The organism is Janthinobacterium sp. SUN211, assembly GCF_030587315.1.
GTDB lineage: Bacteria > Pseudomonadota > Gammaproteobacteria > Burkholderiales > Burkholderiaceae_D > Janthinobacterium > Janthinobacterium kumbetense.
In genome coordinates this window covers 765,084-784,648 of sequence record NZ_JAPWIC010000002.1, presented here as the reverse complement: position 1 = coordinate 784,648, position 19,565 = coordinate 765,084, and the positions used below count along the sequence as shown (strand labels likewise).

Annotated in this window: 18 protein-coding genes; 11 read left to right on the top strand and 7 right to left on the bottom strand. The window is 64.7% G+C overall.

The window, feature by feature from the left end:
- Positions 1-4: 4 nt before the first annotated feature.
- The gene (locus tag O3301_RS09230; RefSeq protein ID WP_251350487.1) at positions 5-1,126 is read right to left on the bottom strand and encodes a M14-type cytosolic carboxypeptidase; all 1,122 of its coding nucleotides are present in this window, start codon (positions 1,124-1,126) and stop codon (positions 5-7) included.
- A gap of 302 nt (positions 1,127-1,428) precedes the next feature.
- On the opposite strand from O3301_RS09230, the gene O3301_RS09225 reads away from it, so the two are divergent.
- Positions 1,429-2,091, top strand: coding sequence for a TetR/AcrR family transcriptional regulator (locus tag O3301_RS09225; RefSeq protein WP_289916558.1), 663 nt, complete (start codon positions 1,429-1,431; stop codon positions 2,089-2,091).
- A 96-nt stretch (positions 2,092-2,187) separates the two neighbouring features.
- Positions 2,188-2,559: a hypothetical protein gene (locus tag O3301_RS09220; protein ID WP_305056200.1), complete on the top strand. Its 372-nt coding sequence runs from the start codon at positions 2,188-2,190 to the stop codon at positions 2,557-2,559.
- 63 nt (positions 2,560-2,622) lie between these two features.
- Here the strand turns inward: O3301_RS09220 and O3301_RS09215 are convergent, their stop codons facing one another.
- Positions 2,623-4,116: an acetyl-CoA hydrolase/transferase family protein gene (locus O3301_RS09215; RefSeq protein ID WP_305056199.1), complete on the bottom strand. Its 1,494-nt coding sequence runs from the start codon at positions 4,114-4,116 to the stop codon at positions 2,623-2,625.
- A gap of 159 nt (positions 4,117-4,275) precedes the next feature.
- Here O3301_RS09215 and O3301_RS09210 point away from each other — a divergent pair, with 159 nt between their 5' ends.
- Positions 4,276-5,169, top strand: a complete 894-nt coding sequence (locus O3301_RS09210) for a LysR substrate-binding domain-containing protein (protein ID WP_305056198.1) — start codon at positions 4,276-4,278, stop codon at positions 5,167-5,169.
- A gap of 52 nt (positions 5,170-5,221) precedes the next feature.
- On the opposite strand, the gene fucP is transcribed toward O3301_RS09210, so the two are convergent.
- A complete protein-coding gene (gene fucP, locus O3301_RS09205; RefSeq protein ID WP_092607048.1) occupies positions 5,222-6,526 on the bottom strand; it encodes an L-fucose:H+ symporter permease in 1,305 nt (434 codons plus the stop codon).
- 436 nt (positions 6,527-6,962) lie between these two features.
- Between fucP and O3301_RS09200 the strand changes: the two genes are divergently transcribed.
- Both O3301_RS09200 and O3301_RS09195 read left to right on the top strand, forming a co-directional pair.
- A complete protein-coding gene (locus O3301_RS09200; RefSeq protein WP_080698581.1) occupies positions 6,963-7,196 on the top strand; it encodes a DUF3563 family protein in 234 nt (77 codons plus the stop codon).
- 99 nt (positions 7,197-7,295) lie between these two features.
- Complete coding sequence (locus O3301_RS09195; RefSeq protein ID WP_230520900.1) at positions 7,296-7,823, top strand: NADPH-dependent FMN reductase; 528 nt, start codon at positions 7,296-7,298, stop codon at positions 7,821-7,823.
- Positions 7,824-7,881: 58 nt separating this feature from the next.
- On the opposite strand, the gene O3301_RS09190 is transcribed toward O3301_RS09195, so the two are convergent.
- The 4 genes from O3301_RS09190 to O3301_RS09175 form a co-directional block, all read right to left on the bottom strand.
- Entirely contained in the window at positions 7,882-9,588 is a 1,707-nt protein-coding gene (locus O3301_RS09190) for a lactate permease LctP family transporter (RefSeq protein WP_305056197.1), read from the bottom strand.
- A 101-nt stretch (positions 9,589-9,689) separates the two neighbouring features.
- Positions 9,690-11,135 carry a LutB/LldF family L-lactate oxidation iron-sulfur protein gene (locus tag O3301_RS09185; protein ID WP_305056196.1) on the bottom strand — a complete coding sequence of 482 codons (1,446 nt, stop codon included), beginning with the start codon at positions 11,133-11,135 and terminating at the stop codon, positions 9,690-9,692.
- Positions 11,132-11,848: an LUD domain-containing protein gene (locus O3301_RS09180; RefSeq protein WP_305056195.1), complete on the bottom strand. Its 717-nt coding sequence runs from the start codon at positions 11,846-11,848 to the stop codon at positions 11,132-11,134. Before O3301_RS09180 ends, O3301_RS09185 begins: the two co-directional genes overlap by 4 nt.
- The gene (locus O3301_RS09175) at positions 11,845-12,642 is read right to left on the bottom strand and encodes a (Fe-S)-binding protein (RefSeq protein ID WP_305056194.1); all 798 of its coding nucleotides are present in this window, start codon (positions 12,640-12,642) and stop codon (positions 11,845-11,847) included. Before O3301_RS09175 ends, O3301_RS09180 begins: the two co-directional genes overlap by 4 nt.
- Before the next feature lie 152 nt (positions 12,643-12,794).
- Here O3301_RS09175 and O3301_RS09170 point away from each other — a divergent pair, with 152 nt between their 5' ends.
- From O3301_RS09170 to O3301_RS09145, 6 genes are all read left to right on the top strand, one after another.
- Positions 12,795-13,493 (top strand): FadR/GntR family transcriptional regulator, encoded by a 699-nt coding sequence (locus O3301_RS09170; protein WP_305056193.1) that lies wholly within the window; start codon positions 12,795-12,797, stop codon positions 13,491-13,493.
- Positions 13,494-13,602: 109 nt separating this feature from the next.
- Positions 13,603-14,622 carry a GGDEF domain-containing protein gene (locus O3301_RS09165; RefSeq protein WP_305056192.1) on the top strand — a complete coding sequence of 340 codons (1,020 nt, stop codon included), beginning with the start codon at positions 13,603-13,605 and terminating at the stop codon, positions 14,620-14,622.
- An 81-nt stretch (positions 14,623-14,703) separates the two neighbouring features.
- Positions 14,704-15,723 carry a YafY family protein gene (locus tag O3301_RS09160; RefSeq protein ID WP_305056191.1) on the top strand — a complete coding sequence of 340 codons (1,020 nt, stop codon included), beginning with the start codon at positions 14,704-14,706 and terminating at the stop codon, positions 15,721-15,723.
- 63 nt (positions 15,724-15,786) lie between these two features.
- Positions 15,787-16,200: a hypothetical protein gene (locus O3301_RS09155; protein ID WP_305056190.1), complete on the top strand. Its 414-nt coding sequence runs from the start codon at positions 15,787-15,789 to the stop codon at positions 16,198-16,200.
- Between the two features lie 240 nt (positions 16,201-16,440).
- Complete coding sequence (locus O3301_RS09150; RefSeq protein ID WP_305056189.1) at positions 16,441-17,235, top strand: TorF family putative porin; 795 nt, start codon at positions 16,441-16,443, stop codon at positions 17,233-17,235.
- Between the two features lie 57 nt (positions 17,236-17,292).
- Positions 17,293-19,371 (top strand): methyl-accepting chemotaxis protein, encoded by a 2,079-nt coding sequence (locus O3301_RS09145; RefSeq protein WP_305056188.1) that lies wholly within the window; start codon positions 17,293-17,295, stop codon positions 19,369-19,371.
- The last annotated feature ends 194 nt before the right edge of the window (positions 19,372-19,565 follow it).

Sequence of the window (19,565 nt, the reverse complement as noted above, 5' to 3'; positions counted from 1 at the left end):
CCGTTCAATCCAGCGACAGCAGGATAGGCTGCAGCATGGCCGCACCCAGGGCCGCGCTGCGCGCGCCGTTCCAGCCGACGGCCGGATCCGGCAAGTCGGCGTTTTCCTTGAACGGCATTTCCAGGGTCAGCGCCAGGCAGCCGAAGTGGTGGCCGACGTACTTCGATGCCAGGGTCAGCATGTCCGACTTGTACTTGCTGGCGGCATAGCCGAACTTGTCCTGGAAGTCCGGACTGGCCTGCTTGTAGCGCTCGATGAAGGCTTTCTGGTGGGCCGCTTGCGCCGGCGTGAAGTTTTCCAGCATTTCATTGCCGGCCACAAAGTTGTACGGCAGCGCTTCATCGCCGTGGATGTCGAAGAACATGTCGACGCCCGTTTCGTGGATCTTGTTTTTCACGCACAGCACTTCCGGGCTGGACTCCAGCGATGGCGTCATCCATTCACGGTTCAGGTTGGCGCCTGCCGCATTCGTGCGCAGGTTGCCGCGGATGGAGCCGTCCGGGTTCATGTTCGGCACGATGTGGAACACGGCGCGCTGCAATAGCTTGCGCGCGATCGGGTTGGCGTCGTCGAGCAGCGAGTCGATCAAGCCTTCGACGAACCATTCGGCCATCGATTCGCCCGGATGCTGGCGCGCGATGACCCAGATTTTCTTTTCCGCCTGCGGATTGCCGATGGTAACCATGTTCATGTCGCGGCCGTCGACCGTGCTGCCCAGGTCGGACACGCGCGCCAGCGGATGCTCGGCCACTTCGCCCAGCAGGCGCAGATGGCGTTCCCACGAATACGGCTCGAAATAGGCGTAGTACACGCTGTCGAGTTCCGGCGTGTGCGAAATCGTCATGACCTGGCCGTCGAACGACGTTGGCACGCGGAACCAGTTTTCGCTGTCGTAGCTGGCCACGGCCTGGTAGTCTTCATAGCCGGCCGGATAGGTGGCCTGGCCCGCGTTCAGGAAGCGCATCGTGCACGCCTGGCCGCGCGCGCCCTGCAGGCGGAAGTGGAACCACTGGTGGATGTCGGCGTGGCTATCCTTGCGCAAGTTCAGGTCGATGGCGCCGGCACTGGTGGCGCTCACCACGTCGATGGCGCCCGAGTCGAAGTTCTGGCTGATTTTAATGGTCATGTAATGATCCCGTCCGAATGTAAGTGTTCCGGCGTTGCCTCGTGGGCTGGCGCCGTTGCGCTAAAAAACGCAGTGTAAGCTATCCCGCTATTTTCCGCCCTTTGGCACCGTTCGCAAAGCCTGGCCCGGCGTTTTATGCACCAATCCGGGGCATCGATGGAAAAGTGCCAGGCAAAAGCGCGAAAAATCGGTCAGCTGTTGCATCTACCGGACAAAAAACTGCTTTGTAACAACGGCTGACACATTGGCGCCCGGTCGCCCCCCTATAATTCTTGCTTTCATAGAGTCGCCAGGAAAGAGTCGTGGACAAGAAGTTAACTAACATCCAGGAAAGAAAGTTACGCGAGGCTCAGGCGCGGCGCGAGCACATCATCGACGTCGTCAAAGATCTCATCAAGAAGGGCGGCGCGCGCGCCGTCTCCATCCGCAAGGTAGCCGAGGCGGCCGGTTTTTCCACCACCGTCGTGTACGCCCTGTTCCGCGACAAGGCCACCCTGATCGCGCAGGCCATGGACAAGGATTTGCTGGAACTGGTGCGCGCCATGCGCACGGCGTGCGCCACCAGCGATGATCCGTGGCAGCGCATCGCCCTGGTCGGCCGCGCCTACATCGAGTACGGCTTCCAGCATCCGGACGAGTATTCGCTGATCTTCATGGAATTGCGGCCGCACGCGGAAATCGACGCCGTCGAGGTCGAACACGGCAATATCGAGCAGGATCCGTACGCCTACGCGCTGCACCTGTTTACCGAACTGGCGCAAGCGGGCCAGGTGCGCCAGGACGAGCCGGCGCTGCACACGATGACGCAAGTCTTCTGGCAATCGCTGCACGGCCTCGTGTCGCTGCGCATCGTCATGGATGCGGGCGACCCGTGGACGCCGCACCCGGAAATGAACGCGCATATCGACGACTTGCTGGCCGTCGTCACGGCAGGCATCCGTCTGCGCTTTGCACCGGCTTCCTGACGTTTGATCCAGCGCAAACCGTCCCGACAGAAAAGGCGGACAGTGGAGTGAAGCCGCCTGCGCTGGTGCAGCGCGGCTCGTGCGAAGGAGGGCGAGATGAACGAAGCCTATGCCACGGACCGGCTTGACAAACAGCAAAGCGCGCACAATGCTGTCCGTATGGAAGCGCGGCTGACAAAACTGGAAGCGGACCGGGAACACGACCGGCAATGGTTCAAGACGCTCGAGCAGCGTCTTGGCGATGGCCTCGACAATGTACGCACGGAGTTGCGCGACGAATCGCAGTTGCTGCGCGCCGACCTGACGCAGTTTCGCGGCGACTTGCGCGGCGACTGCCACGCCTTGCGCACGGAACTGGGCGATATCCGCAAGCACATGCACACCCACTTCCTGTGGTTCATGGGCATACAGGCCACCACCACGTTTGCCCTGCTGGGCCTGGGCGCCAAGGCGCTGCATATGTACTGAACAATAGAAAAAGGCAGGCGCGGTGCCGCACCGCCCTGCCCTATCCTGATGTTGGCGCAGCTGCTACGCTGCCAGCATGCTCTGCGTTTCCTGGTAGCGCGTGTGCCACGACAGCGCCTGCTCCAGGATGTGCGGCGTATGGCCGCCGCGCTGGCATGCTGCGTCATAATACGCACGCAGTTGCGCGCGGTAGTCGGGGTGCGTGCAGCGCTCGATGATCAGCGGCGCCCGTTCGCGCGGCGCCAGGCCGCGCAAGTCCGCGTAGCCCCACTCCGTCACCAGCACGTCGACGTCATGCTCCGTATGGTCCACATGCGAGACCATTGGCACGACGCTGGAAATGCGCCCGCCCTTGGCCGCCGATTTCGACACGAACATCGACACTTGCCCATTGCGCGCAAAGTCGCCCGAACCGCCGATGCCGTTCATCATGTGCGTGCCGCACACATGCGTGGAATTGACGTTGCCGTAGATATCGAACTCGAGCGCAGTGTTCAGGGCGATGATGCCCAGGCGGCGCACGATTTCCGGGTGGTTGCTGATCTCTTGCGGGCGCAGCACGATTTTTGACCGGTAATGGTCGATATTGTCCATCAGCTTTTGATGCACGGCGGCCGACAGGGTGATCGACGAGGCCGAGGCAAACGCCAGCTGGCCCGAGTCGAGCAACTCGACGGCGCTGTCCTGCAGCACTTCCGAATACATCGTCATATTGCGGAAAGGCGAGCCGATCAGGCCATGCAGCACGGCGTTGGCGATGGTGCCGATGCCTGCCTGCAGGGGTAGCAATTCCGGCCCCATGCGCCCGGCCGCCACTTCGCCTTGCAGGAAGGCGATCACGTGGCCGGCGATCGCTTGCGTTTCCGCATCGGGCGGCAAGGCGTTCGACGGGCTGTCGGGACTGTCCGTGATGACGATGGCGGCGATGCGGGCCGGGTCGATGGCGATGGCCGTGCTGCCCAGGCGCTGGTCCACGCGCGTGAGGGGTATCGGTTCGCGCCCCGGCAGGGTTTGCGGAATGTAAATGTCGTGCAAGCCTTCCAGCGCCAGCGGCGTGGACAGGTTGATCTCGATGATGACCTGCGTGGCCTGCTGGGCGAACGCAGCGGAGTTGCCCACCGACATGGTCGGGATGATGGCGCCGGCCGCCGTGATGGCGGTGGCCTCGATGACGGCGATATCGACGGCCGCCAGGTTGCCCGAGCGCAACTGCTCGGCCGTTTCCGACAGATGCTGGTCGATGAACATGACTTCACCATTGTTGATCTTGCCGCGCAGCACAGGGTCGACTTGGAACGGCATGCGGCGCGCCAGCACGCCCGCTTCGGCCATCAGGCCGTCGCTGCCATTGCCCAGCGAAGCGCCCGTGATCAGGGTCAGGCTCAACGGGTCTTGCAGGGCGCGTTCGGCCAGCGCACGCGGCAGGGCCTTGGCGTCGCCGGCACGGGTAAAGCCGCTCATGCCGACACGCATGCCGTTGTGGAACAATTTGGCTGCCTCATCGGCGCTCATGATTTTGCTGAGCAAGCCTGGGTGGCGGATACGGTCCTCGTACATCGTGATGCTCCTGATATTCTTAATATTCTCAAACTGGATGGCTGTCATACACCAACCCCATAAGTGGATTCAGTATAAAATCCCGCTTACATGCATGGCATGAATTAATTTCGTCATATCCAGTCGATATTTTCATGCCCTGCCAACGCCGAGCCCCTCTTGGATATCCGTTCCCTGCGCTATTTCGTCGAAACCGTGCGCCTGTCGAGCTTTACGCAGGCGGCGGAATCGCTGCACCTGACCCAGTCCACCATCAGCAAGATGGTGCGCCAGCTGGAAGACGAGGTGGGCGCACAATTGCTCGTGCGCGACGGGCGCAAGCTGACCCTGACGGACACGGGCCGCATCGTCTACCAGCACGGCCAGGAAATGCTGGCCAATATGCGCCAGCTGACGCTGGAGGTGCGCGACACCCAGGCCTTGCAGCGCGGCAGCCTGACGGTCGGCATCCCGCCCATGATCAACGTGCTGTTCACGCCCGTATTGAAAGCCTTCCGCGCGCGGTATCCGCACATCAGCCTGACCCTGCAGGAAGACACGGGCCAGCAGATCGAGCGCCAGGTGGCGGGGGGCGAGCTGGAAATCGGCATGACGGTGCTGCCGGCCGACCCGGAACTCGACCTCGTGGCCGTGGAAGTGGCCAATTACCCGATCTGGGCCCTGGCCGAGCCGGGCACGTTCCAGAAGCAGCGCACGACACTGCCCTTCAAGGCGCTGGCCGACTTGCCGCTGGTGTTATTAAAGGATGATTTCGCGCTCACGCGCGGCCTGCGCCAGCATTTCGCGCAAGCGGGCTTCACGCCGACGATTGCGGCCCAGAGCGGGCAATGGGACTGGCTGGTGGCGATGGCCTCGGCCGGCCTGGGCGTGGCCCTGCTGCCTGAGCCGTTCATCCACCGCCTGGCCGGCGAACGGCTGGAGGCGGTACGCATCGTCGGGCCGGAGGTGGCGTGGCAGGTGGCGCATATCTGGAGCGGGCGCTACCTGTCGCACGCGGCGCGCGCCTGGCTCGAAGTGTGCCAGGACGTGCTGGGCACGCCGTTCGCGCACTGACGTAAAAAAAGGGTGGCCGAGGCCACCCTTTTGATTGATCGCGCCACCTTGCTTATTTGGCGGCGTCGTCCTTGTACATGCTGGCGTACTTCCAGCCGAAGTACAGAATGAAGGTGTAGCACAGGGCCGGCACGAGGAAGGACAGCTGCAGGTTGATGTGGTCGGCCAGGAAGCCCTGGATGAACGGCACGATGGCGCCGCCGACGATGGCCATGCACAGGATGCCCGAACCTTGACCCGTTTGCGCGCCCAGCTTGTTCAGCGCCATGCTGAAGATGGTCGGGAACATGATGGAGTTGAACAGGCCGACGGCGATCAATGCCCACATGGCAGTGTGACCGCTGGAGAACACGGCGACGAGGATCAGCGCGATGACGACGGCGGCGTTGAAGGCCAGGGTCTTGCCCGGGCTGACATAGCGCATCACGGCAAAGCCGACGAAGCGGCCCAGCATGGCGCCACCCCAGTAATAGCTGACGAAATACGCGGCGTCGGCGTGGCTGAGGCCAGCGATATGGCTCTCGCCCAGGAAGTTGATCAGGAAGCTGCCGATGCTCACTTCACCGCCCACATACAGGAAGATGGCCAGCGCGCCCAGCACCAGGTGGCGGTGCGACCAGATCGAGACCTTGTGGCCATCCTGCGCCACGGCGGCCGCATCGTCGGCATGCGAAATCTTCGGCAATTTCGCCAGCGCGAACAGCACGGCCAGGATCACCAGGGTGGCGGCCAGCACCAGGTACGGGCCTTGCACGGAAGCGGCTTCCTTGGCGCGGTAAGCCAGTTGCTCGGCTGCCGGCAGCAGGTCGAACTGCTGCACCGTCAGCACGGTGCCCGACAAAATCAGCATGCCGCCCAAGGCCGGCGCCACGGTGGTGCCCAGCGCGTTGAACGCCTGTGTCAGGGTCAGGCGGCTCGACGCCGTCTGCGGGTCGCCCAGTTCCGTCACATACGGATTGGCCGCCACCTGCAGCACGGTGATGCCGGCCGCCAGGATGAAGAAGGACAGCAGGAACAGCGCATAGCTGCCGGTGGACGCCGGGTAGAACATGGCGCAGCCGGCGGCCGCGATCAGCAAACCGGCGACGACGCCGCGCTGGTAGCCGATTTTCTTGATCAGCATGCCGGCCGGCAGCGAAACGATGGCGTAGGCGCCGAAGAAGCAGAATTGCACCAGCATCGCCTGGACATACGTCAAGGTGTAGATCGAGCGCAGATGGGGGATCAGCACATCATTGAGCGAGGTCAGCAATCCCCACATGAAAAACAGCACCGTGACAATGATCAGGGCGCCTGTATTGTTTTGCGTGCCGGCCCGTGCGGACGGTACGCCCTGGCCTTGCTTTACATATTCCATACCTTCTCCATTTTTCAATTCCAAGTTGATCGCGCCAGGCATGGAAGTGTTTCCACCCGGGCAGCGCCAGGACGCACGAGCGCCACGCAGATATCAGCGTGGGCCATGACTGCCATCAGCGATAGAGGGGCAGGCATGGCATCTCGCGCGTGCGGCAGGCGCACGGCCGACCGTTTCTCGTCAGAACGATGTCTTGTGGGCGCGGCACGCCTGCGGGCTGCGTCTGAAAACAACATCCTGGACAAAAACGTCTTGTAGTAAAACTACGATCCTGCGCCGGCATTATGCCTTAAAGCCCCGTATTGCGCAGCTTTCGCGACCATTATTTGAAAAATGAATAGCTGACATTTGAAATCAAAAGTAGCCTTATAACTTGGAATCGCTATACTTATATTGCAGTGCAGCACAACGCGGCACGCCACTCAAGGAGTCTGCCATGTCTACCGCATTTACCTACCACACCACGCAAAACAGCAATATCGTCGCCACCCTCGTCCACGCCGCCAAGCGCGTCGGTGCCTGGCTGAACCAAAGCAGCGACCGCCGCGAACGCGCTTATGAAGAAGCCTACCTGGCTGAATCGACCGACCGCTACGATCTGGAATATCGCATGCGCGAACTGGCCCGTGCCAACCCGCAGCCAAGCTGGATGAGCGGCCTGAGCCGTTAATCAGTACTGCAGCACGCAGCCCATCATCGGCTGTAGCAACAACGATAGCGCCATCCTGCTCGCCTTGCGCTTGAGCACAGGATGGGCTATACAGGCGGGATGCAAACGCCCATTACCATCCTCGCCATCGCCGGCAGCCTGCGCGCCGCCTCGCTGAACACCGCCCTGCTGCACGCCATCGCAGGGCTTGCCCCAGCGCCATTCGAGATCCGCATCTATCCCGGACTCGGTGAATTACCCCTGTTCAATCCCGACCTCGACGCCGACAGCCTGCCGGCCGTGACGGCCCTGCGCGACGCCATCCTGGCGGCCGACGTGCTGATGCTGGCCAGCCCCGAATATGCGCACGGCGTGAGCGGCCCCATGAAAAATGCGCTGGACTGGATGGTGGGAAATGAATCGTTCATCGACAAGCCGCTGGTGCTGCTGAACGCCTCGCCGCGCGCCACGCATGCGCAGGCGGCCTTGCGCGAAACGGTACGCACCATGTCGGCGCGGCTGATCGACGAGGCCTGCATCAGCCTGCCCCTGCTGGGGTCGGGTCTCGATGCGGAGGGTATCGCCGCGGACCCGGCATTGCGCCGGGCCATCCTCGATATGTTGCAGTGCATCATGTCATTTTCATGACCTTCTGCACGTTTTACTATCATTTCATCTAGTTTTACTACGTACTTCTACGGATCGCTCAGTGCGGGATCATGCCGGTGAACACGTACGCCTGCAGCATGGTGATGATGCCGATGATCACGGCAAACAGCAGGCTGTGCTTCAAGGTAAAGCGGAACAGGTCCGATTCCTTGCCCACCAGGCCAGTGGCGGCGCAGGCGACGGCGATCGACTGGGGCGAAATCATCTTGCCCGTCACGCCGCCCGTCGTATTGGCCGCCACCAGCAAGGTGTCGGACACGCCGATCTGGTGCGCCGTCGTGTTTTGCAGGGAGCAGAACAAGGCATTCGACGACGTATCGGACCCCGTCAGGAACACCCCCAGCCAGCCCAGGAACGGCGAGAAGAACGGGAAGGCGGCGCCGCTGCCGGCCAGCAGCAGGGCCAGGGTGGACGACATGCCCGAATAGTTGGCCACGAAGGCAAACGCCAGCACCAGGCCGATCGACAGCACGGGACGGCGCAATTCCACGAGCGTTTCGACGAAGGCCTTGATGCCATCGCGCGGCTTCATGCGCAGCATCCACATCGACAGCACGGCCGTCAGCAAGATCGCCGTGCCCACGGCCGACAGCAGGTCAAGCTTGAAGACGGCGTCATACGCTTTCGGCTCCGCCACGATGGGCATCGTCTTGATCACCAGTTTATCGAGGTAAGGCACGTGGATCTTGACGACCAGGCTGGATAACGCCCCGCCGGCGGCGAACAGGGACTTGAAGCCGGGCAGGCTCCAGACGGTGACGATGGCCGTCAGCAGGCCGAACGGCGCCCAGGCGCGCGCCGTCTGCGCCAGCGTGTAGGGCGAGGCGGCGCGGCTGCCGCTGCCGCGCAAGTCCGCATTGCCTGCCCCGCCGCCAAAACCGGACAGCGCGGCGGCGCCGCCACCGACGGCGTTGACCACCTTGGCATTCTTCGGCTGCCACACTTTCAGGAACAGGGTCAGCGACACCAGGCTGACGAGGGCCGAAGTGATGTCCGGCAGCTCCGGCCCGATATGGTTCGACGTGAAATACTGGGTGACGGCAAAGCTGGCGCCCGTCACCAGGGCGGCCGGCCACACTTCGCGCACGCCGCGCACGCCATCCATCATGAAAACCAGCCAGAAAGGCACGGCCAGCGACAGCAGCGGCAACTGGCGGCCCGCCATGGCGCCGATCAGGAACGGGTCGATGCCCGTCACCTGGCCCGCCACGATGATGGGGATGCCCATGGCGCCAAAGGCCACGGGCGCCGTATTGGCGATCAGGCACAGGCCCGCCGCATACAGCGGGTTGAAGCCCAGGCCCACCAGCAGCGCCGAGGTGATCGCCACGGGCGCGCCGAAACCGGCCGCCCCTTCCAGGAAGGCGCCGAAGGCAAAGCCGATCAACAGCACCTGCAGGCGCTGGTCGTCCGTGACCGACAGCACCGAGGCGCGGATGATCTCGATCTGCCCCGTTTTCACGACGATCTTGTACAGGAAGACGGCCGTGACGATGATCCAGGCGATCGGCCACAAACCATACGCAAAACCATAGCCGGCCGCCGCCAGCGCCTGCGGCACGGGCATGCCGTACGCAAAAATCGCCACGGCCAACGCCAGCGCCAGGGTGACGGCGGCCGCCACGTGGCCCTTGATGCGCAGCGCGGCCAGGGCGATGAAGAAGAAAATGATGGGAACGGCTGCCGCCAGGGACGACAGCCACAGGCTGCCGAGCGGTGTATAAAGTTGGGTCCAGGTTTGCATGTCGGGTCTCCTCCGGTGGATGCGGGTTGATTGAAAAAACGGCTTTTGATGTAATTGTGTGTAGCGTGTTTTTTGCGGTGCTTCGGTGCTGCCGGGCCGGGCTACTCTTCCTGACCGCGCGCATTGAGCAGGTCGGCCAGGCTGCGCGGCGCCGGCGTCAACGGCTTGCGGTGCTGCGTCCAGCCCAGTTGCTTGCCCGGCGTCAGTGCGCGCAGCCGCGTGGCGGCCCAGCGGAACAGGCGATAGCTGATCGGGCGCGCGAAGGCGCCACTCCAGAAACGCCAGACCAGGCTTTCGCCGCGGCTGAACTTGGCCCCCTGGCCGCGCAGCGGATGGCTGACTTCCTCGTTCGGATTGCGATTCGCCTCCGTGCGCAGGCGCACCAGCAGTTGCGGGATCGGGATGCGCACGGGGCACACTTCGCCGCAGGCGCCGCACAGGCTCGACGCGGTGGCCAGGTCGGCCGTCGCAGCCAGTCCCAGCAAGTGGGGCGAGATGATCTTGCCGATCGGCCCCGGATACGTGGTGCCGTAGGCGTGGCCGCCGATGCGCGTGTAGACGGGGCAATGATTCATGCAGGCGCCGCAGCGTATGCATTGCAGGGTGGCGCGCAGCTGCTCGTCGGCGTAGGCCTGGCTGCGGCCGTTGTCGAGCAAGACCAGGTGCACTTCGCGCGGCCCATCCTGTTCACCGGCGCGGCGCGGGCCGGAAATCAGGTTGAAATACGTGGTGATGGCCTGGCCCGTGGCCGAGCGCGTCAGCAAGCTCGCCAGCGGGACGATATGTTCGAGCTTGGCCACCACCTTTTCCATGCCCATGATGGCGATGTGCACGTCCGGCACGGACGTCGTCAGCCGGCCATTGCCCTCGTTTTCCACCAGCCACAGGGTGCCCGTGTCGGCCGCCGCGAAGTTCACGCCCGACAAGCCGATGTCAGCTTCGACGAAGGCCTGGCGCAGCGCGCGCCGCCCCGTCTGGATCAGGCTGTCGACGTCTTCCGTGTAGGGCGCGTCGGGAATGTGCTCGGCGAACAGGCCGGCGATATCGGCCTTGGTCTTGTGAATCGCAGGCATGACGATGTGCGACGGTTTTTCGCCGGCCAGCTGCACGATGTACTCGCCCATGTCCGACTCCAGGCAGGTCATGCCGCGCGCTTCCAGGTAGTGATTGAGCTCGATTTCCTCGCTGGCCATCGACTTGCCCTTGATGAAGCGCGTCGCCCGGTTCTTTTCCGCGATGGCGTGGATGATGGCGTTGGCCTGCTCGCCATCCTCGGCCCAGTGCACCTGCACGCCGGCCGCCGTCAGCCTGTCTTCCAGTTGCACCAGCAAGTCGGGCAGGCGCGCCAGCGCGTGCCGGCGCACGGCTTCGCCGAGGTCGCGCAGGCGTTCCAGCTCGTCGCCGTCGGGGAACTGCGCCGTGCGCTTGTCCTGCAAAAAATCCATGGCGCCGCGAAAGCTCTGGCGCAGCTTCGGGTCGTCCAGCGCGGCGCGGGCGCGCGCATGGAAGTCCGCCGGTTTGACGAATTGCAGTGGCTTGGCGTTCATGGCTGGCCTCCTTCACGGGCTGGCAAGTCATCGACGATCAGCACCCACAGCCAGCGCGGGCCATGCGCGCCATAGGCGAGGGTTTGCTGGATGTCGGACGTTTTCGAGGGACCCGACACCAGCACCAGGTTCGATGGCATGCCGTCCGCCCAGCGCTCGGCGCTTGCCGCCGCATGCAAGTCCGCATGCAGGGCGCTCGCATACACGAGGCAAATGTGCAGCGGCGGCGCCAGCGACACCGTGCGCGGCGTGGCCGCGTCGGGCGCGATGACCAGCGTGCCCGTGGCGGCGATGCCGGAACGGGCGACAGTAAAACCCGCGTCGACGGTGTCGAACAACTCGCCCTTCCACTGCACCAGCGGACGGTCAAAAGACAGCGCCTCGACGCCGTCCGGCAAGGCGGCCAGCAAGGCCAGTCCTTCCCTGCTATCGGCATCCATCAGCAGGCGGCGCACGCCATGCGCACCGAGGCGCTGCGCCAGCAGGGCAGGCCAGGCATCGCCGCGCACGCAATCGACTTCCGCATGCGCGGCCTGCAGGGCGGTCTGCAGGACGGCGATCCGGCCCCGTGGCGACAGCGGCGCTTGCGCGCGGCGCGCCAGGTAGTGCCGGTCGATGGCCGTATCGATGACGTCCACCGCCTCGGGCGTGGACGGCGCGGCGGCGCGCAAGCGTCCCAGCATGCGTTCGCGGGCAGTCAGGGCGGCGCTCATGCTTCGCCTCCCGTGCGGCGCCACAAAAAGCTGGCCAGGTGCTCAACGGGCAGCGGCGCGCCCTGGTGTTGCGCGGCGTGGCCGATGTTGAGCAGGCAGCCGCAATCGGCCGAGACGAGCCGGTCGCAGCCCGTGGCGCAGGCCGAGGCGATCTTGTCGCTGACCATGGCGCCGGAAATGTCCGGGTGCTTCAGTGAAAACGTGCCGCCGAAGCCGCAGCATTCCGATTCGCGCTGGTGTTCGATGCGCGTCACGCCGGGCAAGGCGTCGACCAGTGCCACGCCGTGCACCCGCGTGTCCATTTCGCGGCGCGCGCCGCACGAGGTGTGCAGCACCACGCTTTCCTGCGCCTGCCGCGGGCCAGCCAGGGCCAGGCCCTCCAGGTCGAGTTGCAGCACGCAGACGAGAAATTCGCTCAGTTCATACACGCGTTCGGCAAGTTCTGCCGCCCTGGGGCCGGCGACGGGGTCGTCCTGGAACAACTGCGGCCAGTGGTGGCGCATCATGCCGGCGCAGGAGCCGGACGGCACGATCACGGGCCAGGGCTGCGCGAACAGGTCGAGCTGGGCGCGGGCCACGGCGCGCGCCTGTTCCGGGTTGCCGCTGCTGTAGGCGGGCTGGCCGCAGCAGCTCTGGCCGCGCGGATAATGCACCAGCAAGCCCTCCCGCTCCAGCAGGCGCACCGCGTCGAGCCCCGCCTGCGGCACGAACAGGTCGACCAGGCAGGTGGCGAACAGGTACACCTGGAGCGGTGCGGGTGGATAGCGGCGTGGCTGGCGCGGATCTGGCTGCATGAGTGTGTCTCCCCGGCGCTCTGTGTGTTGCTGCGGCGCCGCTGTGTGTTGTTAAGAATGACTGGTTCACGCATAATTCCAGCTTCCGCAAGCCACTTCAAATTGCTCGGACCACTTTAAAACAACACCGGAAGACATCGATGGCGACAGGCATGCAAACGCGGGGCAGGGTCGAGATGGTGATGCGCAGGCTGGAAACCGCCCTGCTGGACGGCAGCTTGCCGGCGGGCGCGCAGTTGCCGGCCGAACGCCTGCTGGCGCAGCAATATGCCGTCTCGCGCAACACCGTGCGCGAAGCGGTGCAGCGGCTGGCGGCGCGGGGCCTGGTGCGCAGCCGGCGCGGCGCCGGCGTGTTCGTGACGGATCAGCTGCGTACGGGCATGGCTTCGCCGTGGAGCCAGCTGGTGGCCGACCACCCCGCCCTGCGCGACGACATCCTGGAATTTCGCCGCGTGCTGGAAGGGGCGACGGCCTACTTTGCGGCGCAGCGGGCCAGCGGAGACGAACGCGCGCAGATCATGGCCCTGCTGGCCGAACTGGAACGGGCGCGCGCCAGCGACGACAAGCACGGCGAGGCGCAGGCCGATGCACGCCTGCATGAAGTCATCGCGCAAGCGTCGCACAACACCATGTTCCTGCATTTGCACACCAGCATCATCGGCATGCTGCGCGAACACATCACCATCAATGGCACGGGCTTGCGCCAGCAGGACGAGGCCACTTCGCTGCAACTGCTGTCGCAGCACCGCACCCTGTGCGAGGCCATCTGCGCCAGCCAGCCCGAAGAAGCGCGCACGGCCATGCAAGGCCACATCGATTTCGTGCGCACGCGCGTCACCAGCGACGAATAAGGGTCACTGGTAGGACCAATCTGATATGCAACATGGTGGGGCAACGCGTCGTGGCTTGTCGCAGGGCCGGGCAAGAATGGGGTCCCGATTCGCTATCCGACAGGTTTCCATGCATTTGCATCACGCAATTGACGATATCCGCAAGCCGGCGCCGCTTCCCTTGCTGGCGCTGCATGCCGGCGCCAGCGCCGCCTTTGCCGCCGCGCTGCTGCCGCCCGCCGGCTGGCCGCTGGCCCTGGCGTGCTGCCTGCTCATCCTGGCCATGCTGCTGCGGGCCGTGCGCGCACCTGCCGCACAGCCTGGCCGCGCCGCCGCCGGCACCGCGCTGCTGGCGCTGGACCTGCTCGTGTTCCTGCTCTGCTATGCCTTGCGCGAGGCCGACGCCGATTGGCATGCGACCGCCTTTTGCATCCTGCTCGCCGCACCCTATGCGGGCATCACGCGGCACCTGCTGGGCGGCGCCGGCCTGGCCATTGCGGCGAGCCTGGCCTGGCTGGGCCTGCAGGATGACTTTCAGGCCGGCAACGCCGCCACCTTGCTGCTGCTCAACCTGACCGGCCTCTGCGCCAGCCATGGCCAGCAGCGCCAGCACCGCGCGCACGCCCTGCAACACGCCGTCCTCACGGAACAGGCGGTGCGCGACCACCTGACCGGCTGCTACAACCGCCGCTACCTCGACGAGCACTTGCTGGGCGCCGAACTGGCGCGCTCACAACGCCATGGCCTGTGCCTGACGGCCATCCTGTGCGATCTCGACCACTTCAAGCGCATCAACGACGCCCACGGCCACGCCGCAGGCGATGCCGTGCTGCGCACCTTTGCCAGCCTGCTCGGCAACGCCACGCGCCGCGGCATCGACAGCGTGGTGCGCCACGGCGGCGAGGAGTTCCTGCTGATCCTGCCCGAAACGGACCTGGCTGGCGGCGTGCGCCTGGCCGAACGCCTGCGCGACGGCCTGGCGCAGCACATCGGCACGACGGCCAGCTTCGGCGTCGCCTCCCTCGCGTGCGCGCCCGGCAGCCGGGCGCCCGGCGCCGCCGCCCTGGTCGCCGCTGCCGACCGCCTGCTGTACCAGGCCAAGCACGCGGGGCGCAATTGCGTCAGGGCAGCCAGGCTGGATACCCTGTAATTGCCATCGAATCAATGTTACCATTCGTTAACTTGTGTACTTGTCAGTACACATCATGCCACTGAATAGAACGGAATCATCATGTCTGCACCCGCGTCCCGCCCTTCCACCATCATGCGCCAATGGCAAATGCTGCGCCTGATACCGCAGGCGCCACGCACCATCACCGTGGCCCAATTGCACGACAAGCTCAAGGCCATCGACTTCGCCATCGGCGTGCGCACGATCCAGCGCGACTTGCTGGACCTGGCCGAGATTTTCCCGCTGACCAATCCAGCCGACAGCAAGCCGTTTGGCTGGTGCTGGATGGAAAATGCGGCGCGCATGGACATGCCGGGCCTGTCGACGCCTGCCGCACTGACCCTGGCCCTGATGGAACAGCACATGCGCCATGCGTTGCCGCCATCCACCCTGGACAGCATGCAGCCATATTTCAGCGCGGCACGCCAGACCCTGAACGCGGCCAGCGAGCGTGCCAACGCGTCCGCCTGGCTGAGCAAGATACGCGTCATCGCCCCCATGCAGCGGCTGCTGGCGCCCGACATCGACGAAGCTTGCCAGCGCACCGTGTATGAAGCGCTGATGCAGAACCGCCAGCTCAAGCTCAGCTACAAGAAGCGCGACAATGACAACCTCGTCAGCTATGACGCCGTCCATCCGCTGGCCATCGTGCAGCGGGGCCAGTTGCTCTACCTGGTCTGCCTGTTCGCCGACTACAATGACGTGCGCACCCTGGTCCTGCACCGCGTGCAACAGGCGGAAATGCTCTTCCTTGCCGCGCGCGCGCAGCCAGGCTTCGACATCGATGCGTATATCGCCTCCGGCGCCATGGGCATCCGCGAGGGCGAACCGCTGCAGCTTGAAGCCGTGTTTGCCCGCCGCAGCGGCGAGCACCTGTACGAGACGCCGCTGAGCGCGGACCAGCAATTGCAGGAACGCGCCGACGGTTCGCTGCACCTGACCGCCACCGTGCCCAGCACGCGCGAACTGCAATGGTGGCTGCTGGGCCTGGGCGATGGCGTGGAAGTGCTGGCGCCCGCCGCGCTGCGCGAACAGATGAGAAGCACCATCGCCAGCATGGCCAGCCGCTACGCCGCCTGACGATGGCCCCCGGCGGCGGCGAAAACTGCTACCATCGCGCGCCGCCACTCCTTTCGTCCGCCCATGACCGTCCTTAGCCACACTCATCCGCTGGTACAGCAGCTGGAAAACGACTTGCTGCCCCTGTTTCGCGCCGCCCTGCCGTCACTGGCGGCCGCCGCGCCGCAGGTGCTCGCTTCCGTCTTCGCCTTTTCCAGCGGCACAGCCAGCGCCTTCCAGGATTATCATTTCGGCATTTCCTGCCTGCTCGCGGACGTGCCCGAGGATGCGCCGGAAGAAGTCGCGCTGCTGGTCAGCGTCACAGGACTCGACGCCGGCGCCCGGCTCAGCGCACAGGTCGTCTGGAGCCAGCCCTCGGGCCGGGTGGAAATGCAGGCCGGGCTGGACGCCGACAGCCTGCAAGCCTTGCATGCGGCCCTGCCAGGCTTGCTGGCCGGTTTGCAACAGGCCGCCAGTCGGGGCAGGCCGGAAATGTGACAGGAGCATGAAAAAGTGCCAGGAAACAACAACTTACGATTTCCGTAGCGCAACTTTATTGACTTCCACTAGCCCTAGCCCCTATCCTTTCAGTTACGTTTGGTGAGAATGTGTGCATGTTCAGGCGAGCATGCAAGCGGCCTCGCCTTGCCTTCACAAAAGTCCATTCCGCATTTTTATTGCAACCATCAGGGCAACGCGCCTGGACGGCCGCTGCCGGCAAATACGGAGCTGACTGCCATGCCATCGCACCACCATTTCCCCGGATCATCCTTGCTGGGCTGCGCCTTCCTGCTGGCAGCCGCCCTGCCCGTGCAAGCCCAAACCACGGACAACACTGGCGCCACCTTCAGCGCCAATGCCAGCCTCACTTCGCAATACATTTCGCGCGGCTTCCGCCAGACCTGGGGCAAGCCGGCCCTGCAGGCGGGCGTCGACTACGCGCACCCGAGCGGCTGGTCGCTGGGCACCTGGGCTTCCACCGTCAGCGACCGCTATATCCAGGATGCAAGCGTCGAATGGGACCTGTACGGCGGCTACGGCGGCACGGCGGGCGAGCTGGGTTACAGCGTGCTCACGTATTACTACAAGTATCCGGGCGCCGTGTACCGCGCCACAGGCGTCAGGTACGACTATGGCGAACTGTCGCTGGGCCTGACCTACCGCATGCTGTACGCCAAATACAACCATACCGTCACGCGGGACTTCTTCGGCATCACGCATGCGCGCGGCACGGGCTACCTGGACGTGGGCGCGAATGTCGACCTGGGCAATGCCTGGACCTTGAACCTGCACGCCGGCAATGGCCGCGTGGCGGGCACGGGCAATGCCATGTGGAACTGGCGCGATGCCAAGGTGGGCGTCACGCGGGCCTTCGACGGCGGCTGGAGCCTGAGTGGCGCCGTGACGCGCGCCTGGGGCGCCACCGACGCCTACGACCATTACACGCTGGGCATCCCGAATGCGGCCGGCCAGTTCGACACCTCGAACCCGGCCGCGGCCACCTTCGTGCTGGCCGTCAGCAAGACTTTCTAGGCGCGCTACCCGCGACGCCCGAGACACCGATACCCCTCCCCATCAAGGAACAGCCTCATGCAACTATCACTGAACAGTAAAATCTGCGTCGCCGCCACCGCGCTCGCCATCCTCAGCCTCGGCGTCACGGCGGCCGTGATCGGCTACAAGAGCAGCGCCAGCGCCGAGGCGGCCGCTTTGGAACTGGCGCGCACGTCTGCACGCGAAGTGGCCGGTGCGCTGCAGGCGCGCATCGCCAGCAACCTGTCGAGCGTTTCCAGCCTGGCCGGCGCCATGCGCGGCACCAAGGGCGCGAATTTGCCCCTGCAGCGCGACCAGATCAATGAACTGACCAAGGCGACGTTGACCAGCTCGGAAGACTTGCTGGGCTCGGCCGTGACGTGGGAGCCGAACGCACTCGACGGCAAGGATGCGGAGTTTGCCAACCAGAAACCGAACTACGACGCCAGCGGCCGCTTCATGCCTTACTGGACACGGGGCGCCGGCGGCAAGCTGCAAGTCGAACCCATCGTCTTCGACCCGAAAGCGGGCGCCAACGACTGGTACGACGTGCCCAAGCGCACCGGCAAGACTTACTTTACGGAACCGTATATCTATCCCGTCGACGGCAAGGATGTGCTGATGGCTTCGCTGGTGGCGCCCATCATGATCGACGGCAGCTTCAAGGGCACGGCCAGCGCCGACTTCATGCTCACGCGCCTGGCGAAAATCCTCGCCGACCTGAAAGTGATCGAGGGCGGTAAGCTGGCCCTGATCTCGAACGGCGGCCTGTACGCCAGCCACCCCGAGCCTGCACGACTGGGCAAGAAGGCGGACGACGTGCCGGCCGCCGGCCTGGAAAAGGTGCGCCAGGGCCAGGCGTATGAATACGAGGACGACAAGGGCTACATCCACTTGCTGCAGCCGCTGCAGATCCACCCCGACATCGCGCCATGGAGCGTGGAACTGAATTTCCCGAAAAGCGTGGCCACCGCCTCGGCGCGCAACCTGATGGTCTACACGCTGATCGTTGCCCTGCTGTGCGCGGCAGCCACGGCCGGCATTTTGATCCTCGTCGTCAACCAGCTGACACGCCCCCTGCGCACTCTGGGCCGCACCATGACGGACCTGTCCAGCGGCGACGCCGACCTGCGCGTCAAGCTGGAAGTCAAGGGCACCGACGAGCTGGCCGTCATCGGCAAGGGTTTCAACGCCTTCGTGGAAAAGATCCACGCCGTGCTGCTGCAAGTGCAAGCCAGTGCCGACAACGTGGCACGCGCCAGCGCGGAAATTGCGCAAGGCAATAACGACCTGTCGGCCCGCACGGAACAGCAAGCCAGCTCGCTGGAAGAGACGGCCGCCTCCGTGGAAGAACTGACGGGCACCGTCAAGGAAAATGCCGACCATGCGCGCCAGGCGAATCAACTGGCTGCTTCCGCATCGAGTGTGGCACAGAAGAGCGGCGAAGTGGTCGGCAAAGTCATAGAAACCATGACGTCGATCAATGACTCGTCAAACAAGATCGTCGACATCATCAGCGTCATCGACGGCATTGCCTTCCAGACGAATATCCTGGCGCTGAACGCGGCCGTGGAAGCGGCGCGCGCGGGCGAACAGGGCCGCGGTTTCGCCGTCGTCGCCACGGAAGTGCGCAACCTGGCGCAGCGCTCCGCAGCGGCGGCCAAGGAAATCAAGCTGCTGATCGACGATTCCGTGGGCAAGGTGGCCGCCGGAAGCAAGCTCGTCGATGAAGCAGGCGCCACCATGGAGCAGGTGGTCGACAGCGTGCGCAAGGTCACCGCCATCATGGCCGACATCAGCGTCGCCACCACCGAGCAAAGCGACGGCATCGCCCAGGTCAACCAGGCGCTGGCACAGATGGATGGCGTGACGCAGCAAAACGCGGCCCTCGTCGAGGAAGCGGCGGCGGCCGCCGAAAGCCTGCAAGACCAGGCCAGCCATCTGGCCGAGGTGGTCAGCGTGTTCAAACTGGGCGAGCAGGCGCGCCAGGCAACGCCGGCTGCAGCGCCAGCCGCGCCGCGCGCCGTGACGCCCAAGACAGCCGCGCCAGCCAAACGCCTGAATGTTGCCAAGCCGCAAGCGGCACAGCATGCGCCGGCCAAGGCGCCGGCAGGCGATGACTGGGAAGAGTTTTAAGCCGGCCATTTCCGGCTGCGGCCGGCGCCAGATTCAGGCGCCGGCACGAATTTCATAAACGGCCATATCAATACCTGCCTCGCGCCGGATTCGGCGCGGCACCCGCCTGTTTCTCCTCGACGCCATTGAATGGCCGCACCTGAGATTACCTTCCTTTATTTCCCGCCACGTCAGCACCAGGAAAATGGTCAACC

Excerpts from the sequence above, each read along its gene's own strand:
- O3301_RS09215 (WP_305056199.1), bottom strand. The coding sequence starts at position 4,116 with ATGTACGAGGACCGTATCCGCCACCCAGGCTTGCTCAGCAAAATCATG.
- O3301_RS09150 (WP_305056189.1), top strand. The coding sequence starts at position 16,441 with ATGCCATCGCACCACCATTTCCCCGGATCATCCTTGCTGGGCTGCGCC.
- O3301_RS09230 (WP_251350487.1), bottom strand. The coding sequence starts at position 1,126 with ATGACCATTAAAATCAGCCAGAACTTCGACTCGGGCGCCATCGACGTG.
- O3301_RS09175 (WP_305056194.1), bottom strand. The coding sequence starts at position 12,642 with ATGCAGCCAGATCCGCGCCAGCCACGCCGCTATCCACCCGCACCGCTC.
- O3301_RS09195 (WP_230520900.1), top strand. The coding sequence starts at position 7,296 with ATGCAAACGCCCATTACCATCCTCGCCATCGCCGGCAGCCTGCGCGCC.
- O3301_RS09180 (WP_305056195.1), bottom strand. The coding sequence starts at position 11,848 with ATGAGCGCCGCCCTGACTGCCCGCGAACGCATGCTGGGACGCTTGCGC.
- O3301_RS09170 (WP_305056193.1), top strand. The coding sequence starts at position 12,795 with ATGCAAACGCGGGGCAGGGTCGAGATGGTGATGCGCAGGCTGGAAACC.
- O3301_RS09160 (WP_305056191.1), top strand. The coding sequence starts at position 14,704 with ATGTCTGCACCCGCGTCCCGCCCTTCCACCATCATGCGCCAATGGCAA.
- O3301_RS09200 (WP_080698581.1), top strand. The coding sequence starts at position 6,963 with ATGTCTACCGCATTTACCTACCACACCACGCAAAACAGCAATATCGTC.
- O3301_RS09185 (WP_305056196.1), bottom strand. The coding sequence starts at position 11,135 with ATGAACGCCAAGCCACTGCAATTCGTCAAACCGGCGGACTTCCATGCG.
- O3301_RS09165 (WP_305056192.1), top strand. The coding sequence starts at position 13,603 with ATGCATTTGCATCACGCAATTGACGATATCCGCAAGCCGGCGCCGCTT.
- O3301_RS09220 (WP_305056200.1), top strand. The coding sequence starts at position 2,188 with ATGAACGAAGCCTATGCCACGGACCGGCTTGACAAACAGCAAAGCGCG.
- fucP (WP_092607048.1), bottom strand. The coding sequence starts at position 6,526 with ATGGAATATGTAAAGCAAGGCCAGGGCGTACCGTCCGCACGGGCCGGC.
- O3301_RS09145 (WP_305056188.1), top strand. The coding sequence starts at position 17,293 with ATGCAACTATCACTGAACAGTAAAATCTGCGTCGCCGCCACCGCGCTC.
- O3301_RS09155 (WP_305056190.1), top strand. The coding sequence starts at position 15,787 with ATGACCGTCCTTAGCCACACTCATCCGCTGGTACAGCAGCTGGAAAAC.
- O3301_RS09190 (WP_305056197.1), bottom strand. The coding sequence starts at position 9,588 with ATGCAAACCTGGACCCAACTTTATACACCGCTCGGCAGCCTGTGGCTG.